The organism is Pseudomonas sp. Q11 (assembly GCF_024494355.1).
Lineage (GTDB): Bacteria > Pseudomonadota > Gammaproteobacteria > Pseudomonadales > Pseudomonadaceae > Aquipseudomonas > Aquipseudomonas hefeiensis.
In genome coordinates, this window is record NZ_JAKNQY010000004.1 from 92,687 (window position 1) to 108,641 (window position 15,955).

Here is a 15,955-nt window from a genome sequence, read left to right on the forward strand (position 1 = left end):
CAAATGAATTCATCCCCAGTACCCTGTCATTCAGGCTTGCGCGCAATAATCACCTGACTCTTAGCCACTACCGCATCCAGCGCCTGCTTGATCTGCGCGCCGCGGGGCGAATTGAGCACCGCTTGCCAGGTGTCTGCCCAATGGTTGAGCAACGGGTGGTCGGCGTTGCTGAAATCGACTTTCGCTTCCCAGAACAACAGCATCCACATCGACCAGTAGAAACCGTACTGGCTGTGACTCAACACCTCCAGCCCGGCCTCACTGACCATCGCCTTGAACTGCTCTTCACTGATGATGCGAATGTGATTGGGCTTCCGGAAATACTCCGGCGCGGCGATGTCTTTTTGCAGGTCTTCGGAGCTGGGGTGCGGCACGCTCAACAGGTACAGCGCGCCGGGCCGGCCGACCCGTACCAACTCGGCGAGAAACTGTGCCGGGTCGTCGACATGCTCAATGACTTCCGTGGACACCACGCGGGTGACCGTCGCATCGGCAATGGGCAGGGGGTTGCAGTCGGTCACATGGCATTCGACGTCGCGCGCCGGAGTGTCGCTCAAGCGCTGGCGGGTGGCCTCGACCTTGGTCGCGTCGATGTCGGCGATGATGATCTTCGCCCCGCGCATGCCACAAAAATGCACGTTGCCACCGTCGCCGCAGCCAACGTCCAGCAACGTGTCTTCAGGTGCAACCGGGAAACCGCTGAACAGCTCTCCGGTTTGCTGATTGAACCAGCCGCTGAGCATCGCATCGTGCAGCCCGAGCATATAGGGGTCGACCTTGTCGGCCGCTGGCGTTGCGGGCGCGGGCGTGCCCGTGGTGAGTTTCTTCAAAAGGCTCAGCATGAAGGGGCTCCAGAGACGGGAAGGACAGGACGGGCGGCACGCAGGCGTTCAACCAGTTGAGTACCGCGATCGCGCATGGGCATTTCGACCATCCGGTAGTTGAGTTCGCTCAACAGCCCGATCAGCGTCAAGGCACAGGCAAGGGCCAGCCAGGGATCGCTCGCCACGTCCGGTGATCCCAACGGGGCGAAACGAAACCACAGTTCGCGCAGCAGGAAAAACACCGGGATGTGAATCAGATAGATCCCATAGGACCGGCTGCCAACCCAGGTCAGCGCGGTTTTCAACGGGCTGCGGGGCAGCAGGTAGTCCCGGTCATAGGAGGCGACCCACACCAGCACGGCGCTGAGCAGCGCGATGACTCCGAGACGGTAGAACGACAGATTGAAGCGTTCAGTGGCAATCCACGCCATCACGCCCCCCAAAACGATGATCAGCAACATCCCCGCTCCGGGCCAGCGCAGCCATCTGGGTTCGAACCGCCCGTACCCGTGCCGCAAACTCCAGATCGACAGCAGCACGCCGAGGGCCAGGGCGTCTGTGCGGATCACCGAAAGCCATACCGCACGCCAGGTGAAAAACTGTACCAGCACCACCGCCAGCAGCACCCAGACCAGATACCGGCGCGAGACGAACACCAGCAGCGGCAGAATGAAATAGAACTGCTCTTCCAGCGAGAGCGTCCAGTACACAAAGCTCGCACCATATTCGTATCGCATGAATGCATCGGCAAAACGCAAATTGGCGAATTGCAGAAAACCGGCCAGGGTCGCCTGTACGTTGGCTTGCACACTGCCAAACGCACCGGAGCGATTGAAAAAAAACGCCGCCAGCAGCATCAGCAAGAGCCAGAGCCACGCCGACGGCAGCAAGCGAAACGCCCGGCGAATCCAGAATTCGCGGGCGGTGGCCCAGAACTGCCGAGAATTGTCACAACCACGCAGTTGCGGGATCAGACTGCGACCAATGACAAAGCCCGATATCGCGAAGAACAGATCCACGCCCCACCACAGCTGGAAGCTGCCGGAAAGAGCCGCCAGACGCGGCCATCCGCCAGGAAACGGCATGCCTTGAACGTGATGGAACAGCACCCCCATCACCGCAACGGCGCGCAACAACTCGATGTCCATGATTCGCTGGCTGCTCATGCTGAGCTCCGGGTGGCAGGATCAGGTTTGCGGGCAATGATGACCTGGCTCTTGGGCATGAATTGATCGAGGACCTGCTTGATCGCCAGGCCATCGGGTCGCGTCAGCAAGTCCTGCCAGACGCTCGCCCAGCGCTCCATCAGCGGCGGGTAAGGCGCCTGGATCTGGTCACGCACCGCACCCTCAAGGTTCCGGCCGGCCGCCCGTTCGCTGGCCCAGAAAAAAATCATGCCCATGACCCAGAAAAAGCCGCTGGCCTGACGATGCTCGATGACCAGTCCCGCGTCCTCCACTAATGCAGCGAAGCGTTCGGCACTGAAAATCTGCACATGGTTGGGAGACTGGAAATAACCCGGCGGCGCGATGCCTTGCTGTAGATGCTCGCCCACCGGGGCCGGCACGCTGAGCAGGTACTGCGCCCCTGGCCGGCCCATGCGCACCAGTTCGGCCATGAACGGCTCGGGTTGATCGACATGCTCGAGCACTTCCATGCACACGATTTTGTTGGCGCAGCCATCGGTCAGAGGCAGCGGCAGGCTATTGCTGACCAGGCCCAGAAACGGTGCTCTGGTTTGAGCCTCGACCTGCCGAGCCAGGCTGCGCACCTTGTCGTATTCGCTGTCGGTAAAAATCACCGAAGCGCCTTGGCGCATTGCAAACAAGGTCGCCACGCCCTCCCCGCAACCGACGTCCAGCAAGGTGTCCTGGGCCGTGATAGCGAAGCCTTTGAGCAGTTCGCCGCTGTCATTGAGAAACCAGCCGTCGAGCATTGCATCGTAGAGGCCTGCGTCACGGGGCGACACGGCGCCAGTCGATGGCGGCGCGGCGGGTTCGACGGGTGGCCTGAGCCACGCCAGCAACCGCCCGATCATGGTTGCTGCGCGTTCCGGCGACGCTCGAAAACCTGTTCAAAGAACGCCCGTAGATGCTGCTCCGCGTTGGCCTGGCTGCAGAACGTTTCCAGACTCCGCACGGCATGGGCCGACATCCGGCGATAGCGCTCGGGGTCGTTTTTGGCCACGTCATAGCTGGCGCGATAGGCCGAGCACAGCGAGTCCCAATCGGTGACATAGCGCAGGGTACGAAACGCTGCACGGGGGTCGTGGGGCCAGGCAGTCAGTTCCTCGGTGCAATCGACGACAAAGGCATTGTCGTGGTCGATGTAATCGGCCATCGCCGTGTTCAAGGGTGCAATTGCCGGCCGGCCACAGGACATGAACTCCATCAGCGGCAAGCACTGCCCCTCGCCGTAGGAGCAGTTGACCACGTAGCGAGTGGCCTCCACCAACCGCTCGTAGTCCGCGTCCGCCAGGTAACCGTGGATCAGCACGATGCGGCAGCGGTATGACTGGTTCTTGTAGACATGGTGCAACATGTCGTTGAGCGCGGCGGTGACGTCGTGGTGGGTCAGCTTGAGCACCAGCGTTGCGTCAGGAACGTCGCGGAACGTCGCGCAAAATGCGCTGATCATGTCCTTCCAGTTCTTGCGTCCGTCGTAAGGGTTGAAGACCGATGTATACACCACCCCGTCCAGAAGCAGCTCGCAATCCTCGGCCGGAGCGTCAAAAACCAGCGGTGTACCGGCCTGGTGCGCTGGTGGGCCGTAGGGCCGCAGGTCGGCGGTGCGGCTGTCGATCAACAGACCGCGCAATTGCAGTCGCATGTGATCGACCGTGGGTCGCTGGGCCAGCATCGCGCCGCGAGCGGCAAACCGGTCCCAGACCGGTGCGGCAATGGCGACGATGGGAAAATCGACACCCATGACTTCCCGCACAGCGTTGACAGTGAAGCTGGAATGGGTAATCGCCATACCGGTTGCCCCAAGGACCACCCGCCAGTCGTGCCGTGGTTCACCCTGCCAGCTTTCGGTCGGGATGGTGCTGAACTCCCAGGCGAAGACCGGAACGGTCGGGCAGGTATAGTCGGCGGCGGTGCGATGGGGCGGTGAAAAGGACAGGAAGACACAATCCTCACCACGCTCCAGGCAGTCGGCGTATAGCTGATCGACTTCTTCTTCCGGCCGGGTCACTTCAATGACGTGCCCCAGCCGCTCCAGTACGGGACGAAACTCCTTGAGCACAAAGTAATAGCTGTATTCGGGCTTGCCGAGGTTCTCAAGAATGTTGCTCTGGTTGGTTTCCGAATAAACAATGATCAGCATGATGCGGCACCCACCTGAGGCAGCAGCGGTGCGTTTTCGGTGCAGCCTTGCGGGGCCAGGAAATCCACCAGGCGCTGCTGCACCGGGGCAAAACCGCAATAGCGGCGCATGCGCTCGCTCGCCGCGACGGCCATGGCCTGATAGGCCTGGGGCTGATGCCGAGCCATGGCGTAGCTCTGCTGGTAAGCAAGTTTCAACGACCCCCAATCGGGCCGATGGCGCAGGGTGCGGTACAAAATGCGCGAATCTTCCGGCCAGATGGTGGGCTCATGGCTGGACTTGACGATAAAGGCCACCTCGGTATCGATGTAGTCGCCCATTGCCGTGTGGTCTGGCGCGATGGCCGGGCGCGCGCAAGACATGAACTCCATCAGCGGCAGGCACAAGCCTTCGCAGCGCGACGCATTGACGTAAAAACTCGCCGCACCGTACAAGCGGGCGAATTGTTCGTCCTCCAGATAGCCATGCATCACCACTACCCGACAGCGGAACGGCGATAGCTGAGACAGCAGCGTGAGCAATTCGACGTAATAGGTCGACAGGTCGTTCTGGGTCATTTTCAGCACCAGCGTGGCGTCCTCGACGTCCCGCAGCGCCCAACAGAATGCCGTGATCAAGTGATGCCAGTTCTTGCGACCGTCATCGGGGTTGAACACGCTGACATACACCACCCCGCTGACTTCGGTTTCCACCACCCGACGGGTGTCCGGCAGAACCGCCTGGGGATGTTCCGCTGGCGCCGGTTCTGGAGTTGGCTCGGCGATACCCGGCACAGGCCGCGCCGGCCCTCTCACCACCCGGCTCACCAAAATGCGTACCTGCACGGGCACCAGGTCGCGAACCGCTTCGCGATACCAGCACAACAGGTTGTGCTTGATCAGCCACAACGGCCCTTGGGCAGCCTTTGCGGTCACGGCGCGCAACACTTCGCGCAGGTAGTGCCGGGAGATGAAAGCGCGGCGCCGCCACGTCAGGGCTCCAGGTTCGATGGGCGCCCTCCCCGATGCCGCTTCGGTAAGCGGAGCGATCAAGCCATCTGCCGACAGCCCAAGGGGGCGGCTGTCGATAATGCAGCCCTTGATCTGTAAGACCGTCCCCGGGTTGACCGGTGTAATGGGGTATTGCTCACGAACCGCGGCGAAGCGTTCCCACAGTGGAGTGGGCAAGACCAGCACCGGGAAATCCTCGCCCAACGTGCGACGGATCGCCTCGGCCGTGTGACTGGACAGGGTAATCACCCGACCATGGCGCGCCAGCGTACGGCTCCAGTCATGCCGCAGGTCGTCATCCCAGTGCTCGGCCGGGATCGAGTCGAACTCCCAGGCTACCACGCAGACCATGGGGCATAGCAGATCGACGGGCGTCTTGTGGGGCGGGGAAAACGAGAGGAACAGGCAGTCCTGCCCCGCCTGCTGCAACGTCTGATAAAGCGGATCGACCTCGGCGACCGACGACACCACATGCACCCGCCCCAGACTTTCCAGCACGGGGCGATAAGCCTTGAGCACGAAGTAATAACTGTACTCAGGGCGGCCGAGGCTCTGGCTGATGGAGTGGTCGTTTACGTCCGAGTAAAGAATGAAATTCATGGCATCCCATCATGGAGCTGCCATCCCGGCGACTCCACCTCATGACGGTCGACTCACGAACCGCTCCGGCCAGGAGGCCGTTGCTCGTCGATTGTCTGCTTACCCGTCTCGTTCTTGTTTTTAGTGGCCCTTGCCCCGTGATTCGACTTGGAATCGACATCGCAGGGGTCGTGACAGGGGCATTCTAACCACATCAGCCAAGGGTTCGTGAACAGGCGAATGAGAATAAACCGGCTATAAATATGAGAACTGACCGGTCACGGTTTGCGTGGTTGAAATTGCTTCGAAATTGGCACAGATTGGCAACCAAACAACTACAACAAAAATTTCATCTGGGCCGACTTTCGAATGGGTTTCTCCGAACTTACGGAAATATCCTACTCAGTTCCGCACCAGACGAAGTTTGCATCAAGAGGGCTGGTGCTTGAAAAAACGTCTGTTCGTTACAGGCCTCGGCGGGTTTGTAGGACGCCACATCAAATCTCGCCTGGATGCCCCCGATTCCAGCTGGCAGGTGATGTCCGTCCCAAGCCGTTATGACCTGACGGACGGTAGATCCCTGGAAGGTCTCTGGCCCGAGATTCCCGATGCCGTGATCCACCTGGCAGGCCAGACATTCGTTCCCGAAGCCTTTCGCGACCCGGCGCGCACCCTGCAAATCAACCTGCTTGGCACTTTGAATCTTCTCCAGGCCCTCAAAGCCCGGGGGTTCACCGGCACATTTCTGTATGTCAGCTCCGGTGATGTTTATGGCCAGGTCAATGAAAACCAGCTCCCCATTACCGAACTGCACCCCCCCGCCCCGCGCAACCCCTATGCCGTGAGCAAGCTGTCAGCCGAACTGCTGAGCCTGCAATGGGGCATGAGCGAAGGCTGGCCGGTGCTGGTAGCCCGGCCTTTCAACCACATCGGCACCGGTCAGAAGGACAGCTTCGTCATCGCCAGCGCTGCCCGGCAGATCAGCCGTATCAAACGGGGTCTGCAATCGGCTCAGTTGCAAGTGGGCGATATCGATGTCACCCGCGACTTTCTTGACGTGGGCGATGTGATTTCGGCCTACCTGGCACTGCTGGATCACGGCGCACCGGGGCAGACCTACAACATCTGTTCGGGTCACGAGCAGAGTATTCACAGTCTGATCGAACAATTGGGCGATATCGCCCAGGTCGATGTGCAACTGATCCAGGACCCTGCGCGTCTTCGCCGCGCAGAACAGCGTCGCGTCTGCGGTAGCCCTGCCAAGCTACGCCAGGCCACCGGATGGACGCCTGAAACAACAACACAACAATCCTTGCGGGCGATCCTGTCCGACTGGGAGATACGGGTACAACAAGAATGAAAAGTGCATTGATCACAGGGATCACCGGCCAGGACGGCGCGTATCTGGCCAAGTTACTGCTCGACAAGGGTTATAAAGTCCACGGCCTGGTGGCCCGGCGAAGCAGCGATTCGCGCTGGCGACTGCGAGAGACAGGGATCGAGCACGACATCGTCTACCTGGACGGTGATATGGCCGACGCCTGCTCGGTACAGCGGGCAGTGATCAAGTCAGCCCCGGACGAGGTGTACAACCTGGCCGCGCAAAGTTTCGTCGCCGCTTCCTGGGACCAGCCGGTGACCACTGGAATCGTCGATGGCCTCGGGGTGACTCACCTGCTCGAAGGCATTCGCCAGTTCAGCCCTGAAACCCGCTTCTACCAGGCGTCCACCAGCGAAATGTTCGGCCTTATCCAGGCCGAGCAGCAGGATGAGCACACGCCGTTCTACCCACGCAGCCCCTATGGCGTGGCGAAACTGTACGGCCACTGGATCACCGTCAACTACCGCGAAAGCTTCGGCCTGCACGCCAGCAGCGGCATCCTGTTCAATCACGAATCCCCCCTGCGCGGCATCGAGTTCGTGACGCGCAAGGTCACCGATGCCGCTGCGCGCATCAAGCAAGGCAAGCAGCAGGAACTGCGCCTGGGCAATATCGACGCCAAGCGTGACTGGGGATTTGCCGGCGATTACGTCGAAGCCATGTGGCTGATGTTGCAACAGGACAAGCCCGACGACTACGTGGTTGCCACAGGCGTGACCACCACCGTGCGTGAGATGTGCAGGATCGCCTTCGAACATGTGGGCCTGGACTACCGTGATTTCGTGAAGATCGATCCGGCGTTTTTCCGCCCGGCGGAGGTGGACGTGCTGCTTGGCAACCCGGCGAAGGCGCAACGCGTACTGGGCTGGAAGCCCAGGACCGACCTCGACACCCTGATCCGCATGATGGTGGATGCGGACATGAAACGCATCGCCAAGGAGTAGGTCATGCTCATTCCCGTGATTCTCTCCGGCGGTGCCGGGACGAGATTGTGGCCGGTATCCCGCGAGGGCCATCCCAAACCCTTCATGATCCTGCCCGACGGCCAGTCGCTGCTGGGCAAGACCTACCGACGCGCCGCAGGGCTGTTCGACGGTCGGGGCGACATCGTCACCGTGACCAATCGCGAATACTACTTCCAAAGCCGTGACCACTATCAAAGCGCCCACGTAGAACGCCACCGCGGTCACTTCGTACTTGAGCCTGCAGGTCGCAACACCGCGCCGGCCATTGCCGCAGCCACTCTCGCGGTGCAGGCCCTGCACGGTGACGACACGATCATGGTGGTGATGCCCGCCGACCACCTGATCCGGGATGAGGCCGCCTTCAAGGCTTCAGTGGAGCATGCAACGCAACTGGCCAAAAACGGTCACCTGGTGACATTCGGCGTGCTGCCCACGACACCGGAAACCGGCTTCGGTTATATCGAACGAGGTAAGCCCCTGGATACCAAAGGCGCTGCCAAGGTCGTACGCTTCGTCGAAAAACCCGACTTGCAAACCGCAACACACTATCTGGAAAGCGGCCGGTTCCTGTGGAATTCGGGCATGTTCTGCTTCTCGGTCAAAACCCTGCTGGCTGAATTGCAAATTCACGCACCGCAGTTGCTGGAACAGGCTCGCGCCTGCGTGACAGCGAGCACCGCAGTAGAAACCTCAGGTTGCGTGCAACAGGAACTGTCCGCGGTGCATTTTGCCGAAATGCCGGATATCTCTATCGACTATGCCTTGATGGAGCGCTCCAACAACGTCGTGGTGATCCCCGCCACATTCGACTGGAGCGATATCGGCTCCTGGAGCGCTGTCGCCGACCTGGTACCCGCCGATGCACAGAACAACCGCGTCAGCGGCGAAGCGTTGTTCATCGACAGCCAGAACAACTACGTCCAGAGTGAAGGACGCTTGGTGGCCGCGCTGGGCGTGGAAAACCTGATCATCATCGATACCGCCGATGCGGTGCTGGTGGCTCATGCCGACCGTGCCCAGGATGTTCGCCGCGTGGCCCGGCAGCTCAAGGACAAGGAACACGAAACCTATCGCCTGCACCGCACGGTCAGCCGCCCTTGGGGCAGCTACACCGTTCTGGAAGAAGGCCCGCGCTTTAAAATCAAGCGCATCGTGGTCAAACCCGGCGCGTCGCTGTCGCTGCAAATGCACCATCATCGCAACGAACACTGGGTGGTGGTCGAAGGCATGGCCAAGGTGACCAACAACGGCGCGGGCTCGCACCTGGTTGCCAAGAACGAGTCAACGTTCATCCCCGCCGGCCACAAGCATCGCCTGGAAAATCCCGGCGTCATCGACCTGGTGATCATCGAAGTCCAGAGCGGTGAATACTTGGGAGAAGATGACATCGTGCGCTTCGAGGATCACTACGGCAGGGCCGTCTGATGTTGCTGACCTTGCACCGCGCGCTGTGGAGCTACCGCGGTTTCGTCCTCGGCAGCGTCAAGCGCGAGTTTCAGGCGCGCTATCGCAACTCGTTGTTCGGCGCGTTGTGGACCGTGCTCAATCCGCTGTCGATGATCCTCGTCTACACCGTGGTTTTTTCCCACATCATGCGCGCCCGCCTGCCGGGGGTGGACGATGGCATGGCCTACAGCGTCTACCTTTGCGCCGGGCTGCTGACGTGGGGGTTCTTCGCCGAGATCACGACCCGCAGTCAGGGCATGTTTCTGGAAAATGCCAATCTGCTGAAGAAGATCAGCTTTCCCAGGATCTGCCTGCCGGTGATTGTGCTGTTCAACGCCGGGATCAACTTCGCGATCATCCTCGGTCTGTTTCTCGGTTTCCTGTTGATCACCGGCCGCTGGCCAGGGATGACGTTGCTGGCGCTGGTGCCATTGCTGGCCCTGCAAGTGATGTTCGCCGCCGGGCTGGGCATGTTGCTGGGGATTCTCAACGTGTTCTTTCGCGATGTCGGGCAACTGTTCGGTATTTGCCTGCAATTCTGGTTCTGGCTAACGCCCATTGTTTACCCGATGACCATCCTGCCGCCGTCGATCCAGCAACTGCTGGCCCTCAACCCCATGACAGCGCTGATGCAGAGTTACCAGAACCTGTTTCTCTACAACCAGTGGCCAGTCTGGAGTTCGCTGACACCGCTGCTGGTCATCGGACTACTGATGTGCGTCACCGGTTTGCGAATGTTTCGACGGCGCGGCGGTGAAATGGTGGACGAACTCTGATGGGGCATTTACGCGTCAGTGGCCTGGGCAAGGCCTACAAGCAGTATCCGAACCGCTGGAGCCGGTTGTTCGAGTGGCTGATTCCCTTTTCCCGCCCACGTCATCAATTGCACTGGATCCTGCAGGGCGTCGATTTCGAGATCCAGCCCGGGGAAGCTGTCGGCATCGTCGGGGTCAACGGCGCAGGCAAAAGCACGTTGCTCAAGATGATCACCGGCACCACCCAACCCACCTGTGGGCACATTCAACTGCGCGGCCGCGTCGCTGCGTTGCTGGAGCTGGGCATGGGGTTCCACCCGGATTTCACAGGCCGCCAAAACGCCTTCATGGCCGGCCAGTTGCTGGGCATGCAAGTGGAGGAAATCGAATCATTGATGCCTGAGATCGAGGGTTTTGCCGAAATCGGCGAGGCCATCGACCAGCCGGTACGCACCTATTCCAGTGGCATGCAAATGCGCCTGGCCTTCAGCGTCGCCACGGCCCGCCGCCCGGATATCCTGATCGTCGATGAAGCCCTGTCGGTGGGTGACGCCTACTTCCAGCACAAAAGCTTTGAGCGCATCCGCAGTTTTCGCAAGGCCGGTACGACGCTGCTGATCGTGTCCCACGACCGCTCGGCGATTCAGTCGATCTGCGACAGCGCCATCCTGCTGGAGCACGGGCGCATGGCCATGCATGGCAAGCCGGAAGAGGTGATGGATTATTACAACGCGATGCTGGCCCAGCGCGAGGGTCAGATCGTCCGCCAGGAGATGCTCGCCAACGGCCAGGTACGCACTATCTCCGGCACCGGCGAGGCCGGCATTGTGGATGTACAGTTGTTGAACAGTCAGGGCCAGTCGGTGGAAGTGGCCGAAATCGGCCAACCGATGGTGTTGCAGGTGCGGGTCGAAGTCCGCCAGGACATTGAGCGGCTGGTGCTGGGTTTCCTGATCAAGGACCGCCTCGGCCAGCCCATGTACGGCATCAACACCCATCGCCAGGATAAAGCCGTGACCGACCTCAAGGCCGGCGAGCACGTCACCTTCCGTTTCAGCTTTGACATGCGCCTGGGCAAGGGCAATTACTCCGTCGCGCTAAGCCTGTCCCGGCTGGATTCGCACCTGGACCGCAATTTCGAATGGCGCGACTACGGGCTGGTGTTCCACGTCATCAACAATCGTCAGGAAGATTTTGTCGGCTGTTCGTGGCTTCAGGCCCGTACCAGCATCCAGCGCTCGGCAATACCCAAGGCCGAAGAACTGACGCAAAAGGAACTGCCATGACTCGCCTGCTGATGGAGTGCACCTACGTGTATGAACATCCCAGAGCCAATTCCGGGATTCAGCGCGTGGTGCGCAACGTTATCCGCGAACTGCCGGCCACAGACGCAGCGCACGAATGCATCCCCGTCGTCATGCTGCAAGGCAAGTTGTATGAAGTGAAGAGCCTCGCCCCACTGCCCTCCAGGGGGTTGGATCTGGTCAGCCTGCGGGTACGGCTGGAGCAGTTCGCCAGTCTGTTCTGGCTCAAACATCGGACGCTTGAACGGCGACGCCCCTTCAGCCAGTCGCGCTGGGCACGCCGCGTGTTGTACGTTGGCTGCCGGCTGTTTGCCCTGGGCTTTCTGAGCATTCCGATCCGGGTGCTCGATCGCTTGCTCAAATGCCAGCATGTCCCAACGCGTTGCGTGCCCCTTCAACATCGGGCCGGCGATCAGCTGGTGCTGCTGGACTCTTCCTGGCACGCCGACTTCTTTCCTCTGGCCGAACAGCTCAAGCACGATGGCGTCGGGATCATCTCGGTGATCTACGACCTGATTCCCCTGACCCACCCGCAGTTCTGCGACGCCGGGCTGGTGAAGGTGTTCAATCATTGGTTCGACTGGATTGCCCGCACCGCTGACGGTTACATCGCGATCTCCAGCACCATCCGTGACCAGGTTCGCCTGGAAATGGAGCGGCGCGTTGGCAAACAGCAGGTAAGTGAGCGCTGGTTCGACTATTTCCACCTGGGCAGCGAGCTGGATTTGGTGGATGCCACCAGCGCCATCGACAGCAAACTGTTGCGAGTATTCACGCAGCCCGAGCCGGTGTTCCTGATGGTCAGTACCATCGAGCCGCGCAAGAACCACGCTTACCTGCTCGATGCGTTCGATCGCGCCTGGGCCGCCGGCTCCCGGGCACGATTGTGCATCGTTGGGAAAATCGGCTGGAAATGCGAGGCCCTGATCGAACGTATCCGGCGCCACCCGCAACTCTACAGCCGCCTGTTCATGTTCAACAACCTCTCGGACCATAGCCTGGAACATGCCTACCAACACGCTACGGCACTGGTATTCCCGTCCTACGTGGAAGGCTTCGGCCTGCCTTTGGTGGAGGCCATGCAACGCGGCTTGCCGGCGATGGGCAGCGACATCGAGGTGTTTCGGGAAATCGGTGGTGAATTCATGGCCTATTTCAATCTAGAAGATCCCCAGAGCCTGGCAGACCTGGTGACCGGCATGGAAAACAGCGGGATTTTCCCGGCCAGTCGTCCCCTCGACCAATGGCAATGGCTGAGCTGGCGCCAAGCCAGTGCGCAATTGGTGGAGCGAATCGAGCGACACCTTGATGAAGTGATCCTCGACAGGGAAACAGCATGCGGATAGCTCTCAACGCCCGGATTCTCCAGGCGCCACGCACCGGCATCGGTCATTACGTGGCGGAACTGGCCACCGCCCTGGCCCAGGAGCCGGATGTGCAGTTGTCACTGTTCCACGGCTGGGGCTGGAGCTCGCAGTTACCGCAGGCGGCCACGCCAGGTTATTCAAGGCTTTCACCTTTGCTGCGACAGGTGCCGGGGGCCTATCGGGCGAGGCGCTGGCTGGAACAGAAACGCTTCGACCAGGGCCGTTCCCGCGCCATCGACCTGTATCACGAACCGAGCCTGTGGCCCCTGGCCTTCGAAGGGCCGACGGTGATGACCCTGCATGACCTGACCCATCTGCGCTACCCCGAGACACAACCGCCGGCACGACTGAAAGAGATCGAGCGACGGCTGAACCGGGCGGTGGAACAGGCACAACTGATTTTGACCGACTCGCAGTTCATCGCCGATGAAGCGCAGCAGCATTTCGGCCTGCCCGCCGAACGCCTGAGGGTCGCCCCGCTGGGCGTCGCGGCGCGCTTCCATCCGCGTGAACCCGAGGTCATCGACGGGGTTCTCAAAGCCCATGGGCTGGAACCAGGTGGTTATTTTTTGTGCGTCGGCACCCTGGAGCCCCGCAAGAACCTGTCATTGGCCCTGCGTGCCCACGCCGGATTACCCGAATCCGTACGTCAGGCTTTTCCGTTGTTCATCGTGGGAATGAGCGGATGGCAGCGCGCACAACTCAATGACGAGTTGAAAAGTGCCCTGGCTGGCGGTCATATTTGCCTGGCGGGTTACCTGCCCGACGAGCAGGTTGCCCAGTTGTTGGCGGGAGCACGGGCACTGATCTTTCCGTCGCTCTATGAAGGTTTTGGCCTGCCGGTACTCGAAGCCATGGCCAGCGGCACCCCGGTGATTACCACCCGCTGCTCGGCGATGCCGGAAGTGGCCGGGGCGGCCGGCAATTATTGCGAGCCCGACGATCCCCAAGGCATGCGCGACGCCATGGACCGGTTGATCGAAGATCGCCTGCATTGGCAGGCGTGTCGTGACGCCGGGTTGCAACAGGCGGCGCTTTTTTCCTGGCAACGGTGTGCAAAGGTGACCACCGACGCCTATCGCCAGGTTCTGGGAGGTTGAATGCGAGTCCTGCACTTTTACAAAACCTATCTGCCTGACTCCATGGGCGGCATCGAACAGGTTATTTTCCAGCTGTGCGACAGCAGTGACCGATTGGGCATCGACAACACCGTGCTGACGCTGAGCAGCGATCCGGCCTCGGGCCCGATCAGCATCCGACAGCATAAGGTTCATCAGGCCCGGATGGATTTTATGCTGGCCTCCACCGGATTTTCCTACAGCGTTTTCAAGAAATTCCGCGAATTGGCGGCCGAAGCGGACGTGATCAATTACCACTTCCCCTGGCCATTCATGGACCTGGTGCACTTTTGCAGCGCGGTGAAAAAGCCCTACGTCGTCACCTACCACTCTGACATCGTGCGTCAGCGGCACCTGCTGAAGCTGTATCGCCCTCTGATGCGACGCTTCTTGAACGGCGCGGATCGCATCGTCGCGGCGTCGCCTAACTATGTGCATACCAGCGATGTGCTCAAGGACTACCGCGATAAAACCCAGGTCATCACCTATGGCTTGAACAAAGCCAGTTATCCACAGCCTGACGCTGAACGCATCGCGCAGTGGAAGACGAAACTGGGCGAGCGCTTCTTTCTGTTCGTGGGGGTGATGCGTTACTACAAGGGCCTGCACATTCTGCTCGACGCCCTCAAAGGTGTGGATTATCCGGTGGTCATCGTCGGTGCCGGCCCGCTGGAGAAAGTACTGCATGCCCAGGCACAGGCGCTGGGCCTGCGCAACCTGCACTTCCTCGGACGTCTGGGAGATGAAGACAAAGTGGCATTGCTGGAACTGAGCTACGCCATCGTGTTCCCTTCGCACCTGCGCTCCGAAGCTTTTGGCATATCCCTGCTCGAAGGTGCGATGTACGGTAAACCGATGATCTCCAGCGAGATCGGCACCGGCACCAGCTACATCAATATCCACAATGAAACAGGCCTGGTGGTGCCGCCCAGCAACCCCGAAGCTTTCCGGGAAGCGATGCGTACCCTGTGGGACAACCCGACACAGGCCAGGGAAATGGGCATCCGGGCCGAAGAGCGTTACCGACAGTTGTTCACCTCCGAGGAGATGGGCCGAAAATGGCTGCAACTGTATGAGGCGTTGCTGGAGCAAAAGGCGCTTTCCTACGCGTAACGCCAGTCCTTGAGGCGAGCGAATAACCCCCTCGCCTCAAGGCTGCTCAGCGCATTTTCAAGCGTGCTGTTGCAACCCGACAGCCGTACGCGGCATGCCGACGAACCCGGGCAAGGCTTCGATCCGCCCCAGCCATGCACGTACGTTGGGGTAGTCCTCCAGCGACACATTGCCCTCCGGGGCATGGGCGATGTAGCTGTAGCCGGCAACATCGGCAATCGTCGCAGTGTCACCTGCCAGATACGTGCTGCTGCTCAAGTGTTGGTCAATGACTTTGAGCAGGCTGTGGGAACGGGCGATCACCTCCTCTGCGTTGTAAGGTGCGCCGAACACCGTAATCAATCGCGCCGAGGCCGGCCCCGCATGGAGCGGCCCAGCCGCCACCGACAACCAGCGCTGCACCCGGGCGGCGCCGACCGGGTCCGTTGGCAGCCATTGGCCCTTGCCATATGTTTGCGCCAGGTACACCAGGATGGCGTTGGAATCAGCCAGCACCCTACCGTCATCGTCAATGACCGGCACTTGTCCAAAGGCGTTAATAGCCAGGAAATCTGCCTGTTTGTGTTCGCCTTTGGCCAGGTCAACAAAAACCACCTCGACGGGCAACCCGAGCAAGGAAAGCATCAATTGAACGCGATGCGCGTGGCCGGAAAGCGGGAAGTGATAAAGCTTGATGGGATTCATGGTCGACTCCGCTGCAAGTGACGCCATCAGCAGAACGGCGTCGATGAGGTCATCTTCCGCCTCAACTGAAGACTAGAGAATCACCCGAATATGCAATCCATTG

14 protein-coding genes are annotated in these 15,955 nt (G+C 60.4%); 8 read left to right on the forward strand and 6 right to left on the reverse strand.

Annotated features, from left to right (window positions below; translation table 11 throughout):
* Window positions 1-26: 26 nt before the first annotated feature.
* The 5 genes from MA884_RS06190 to MA884_RS06210 are packed head-to-tail and all read right to left on the reverse strand — an operon-like array spanning window position 27 to window position 5,740.
* A complete protein-coding gene (locus tag MA884_RS06190) occupies window positions 27-842 on the reverse strand; it encodes a class I SAM-dependent methyltransferase (RefSeq protein ID WP_256229563.1) in 816 nt (271 codons plus the stop codon).
* A complete protein-coding gene (locus MA884_RS06195; RefSeq protein ID WP_256229564.1) occupies window positions 836-1,990 on the reverse strand; it encodes an acyltransferase in 1,155 nt (384 codons plus the stop codon). Before MA884_RS06195 ends, MA884_RS06190 begins: the two co-directional genes overlap by 7 nt.
* Entirely contained in the window at window positions 1,987-2,862 is an 876-nt protein-coding gene (locus MA884_RS06200) for a bifunctional 2-polyprenyl-6-hydroxyphenol methylase/3-demethylubiquinol 3-O-methyltransferase UbiG (RefSeq protein ID WP_256229565.1), read from the reverse strand. The genes MA884_RS06195 and MA884_RS06200 overlap by 4 nt, the downstream gene beginning before the upstream one ends.
* Window positions 2,859-4,151 carry a glycosyltransferase gene (locus tag MA884_RS06205; RefSeq protein ID WP_256229566.1) on the reverse strand — a complete coding sequence of 431 codons (1,293 nt, stop codon included), beginning with the start codon at window positions 4,149-4,151 and terminating at the stop codon, window positions 2,859-2,861. The genes MA884_RS06200 and MA884_RS06205 overlap by 4 nt, the downstream gene beginning before the upstream one ends.
* A complete protein-coding gene (locus MA884_RS06210; protein WP_256229567.1) occupies window positions 4,145-5,740 on the reverse strand; it encodes a glycosyltransferase in 1,596 nt (531 codons plus the stop codon). Before MA884_RS06210 ends, MA884_RS06205 begins: the two co-directional genes overlap by 7 nt.
* Window positions 5,741-6,164: 424 nt before the next feature.
* Here MA884_RS06210 and MA884_RS06215 point away from each other — a divergent pair, with 424 nt between their 5' ends.
* From MA884_RS06215 to MA884_RS06250, 8 genes are read left to right on the forward strand one after another with little or no spacing between them, the layout of a single operon-like run.
* Window positions 6,165-7,079: a GDP-mannose 4,6-dehydratase gene (locus MA884_RS06215; protein ID WP_256229568.1), complete on the forward strand. Its 915-nt coding sequence runs from the start codon at window positions 6,165-6,167 to the stop codon at window positions 7,077-7,079.
* Window positions 7,076-8,044, forward strand: coding sequence for a GDP-mannose 4,6-dehydratase (gene gmd / locus MA884_RS06220; RefSeq protein WP_256229569.1), 969 nt, complete (start codon window positions 7,076-7,078; stop codon window positions 8,042-8,044). The genes MA884_RS06215 and gmd overlap by 4 nt, the downstream gene beginning before the upstream one ends.
* A 3-nt stretch (window positions 8,045-8,047) precedes the next feature.
* Entirely contained in the window at window positions 8,048-9,490 is a 1,443-nt protein-coding gene (locus MA884_RS06225) for a mannose-1-phosphate guanylyltransferase/mannose-6-phosphate isomerase (protein WP_256229570.1), read from the forward strand.
* Window positions 9,490-10,287 carry an ABC transporter permease gene (locus MA884_RS06230; RefSeq protein WP_256229571.1) on the forward strand — a complete coding sequence of 266 codons (798 nt, stop codon included), beginning with the start codon at window positions 9,490-9,492 and terminating at the stop codon, window positions 10,285-10,287. The genes MA884_RS06225 and MA884_RS06230 overlap by 1 nt, the downstream gene beginning before the upstream one ends.
* The gene (locus tag MA884_RS06235; RefSeq protein ID WP_256229572.1) at window positions 10,287-11,552 is read left to right on the forward strand and encodes an ABC transporter ATP-binding protein; all 1,266 of its coding nucleotides are present in this window, start codon (window positions 10,287-10,289) and stop codon (window positions 11,550-11,552) included. The genes MA884_RS06230 and MA884_RS06235 overlap by 1 nt, the downstream gene beginning before the upstream one ends.
* Window positions 11,549-12,916: a glycosyltransferase family 1 protein gene (locus MA884_RS06240; protein ID WP_256229573.1), complete on the forward strand. Its 1,368-nt coding sequence runs from the start codon at window positions 11,549-11,551 to the stop codon at window positions 12,914-12,916. The genes MA884_RS06235 and MA884_RS06240 overlap by 4 nt, the downstream gene beginning before the upstream one ends.
* Window positions 12,907-14,037 carry a glycosyltransferase family 1 protein gene (locus MA884_RS06245; protein WP_256229575.1) on the forward strand — a complete coding sequence of 377 codons (1,131 nt, stop codon included), beginning with the start codon at window positions 12,907-12,909 and terminating at the stop codon, window positions 14,035-14,037. The genes MA884_RS06240 and MA884_RS06245 overlap by 10 nt, the downstream gene beginning before the upstream one ends.
* Window positions 14,038-15,168: a glycosyltransferase family 4 protein gene (locus tag MA884_RS06250; RefSeq protein ID WP_256229576.1), complete on the forward strand. Its 1,131-nt coding sequence runs from the start codon at window positions 14,038-14,040 to the stop codon at window positions 15,166-15,168. It begins immediately after the preceding gene.
* Between the two features lie 57 nt (window positions 15,169-15,225).
* Here the strand turns inward: MA884_RS06250 and MA884_RS06255 are convergent, their stop codons facing one another.
* Window positions 15,226-15,852: a glutathione S-transferase family protein gene (locus MA884_RS06255; RefSeq protein WP_256229577.1), complete on the reverse strand. Its 627-nt coding sequence runs from the start codon at window positions 15,850-15,852 to the stop codon at window positions 15,226-15,228.
* Between the last annotated feature and the right edge of the window lie 103 nt (window positions 15,853-15,955).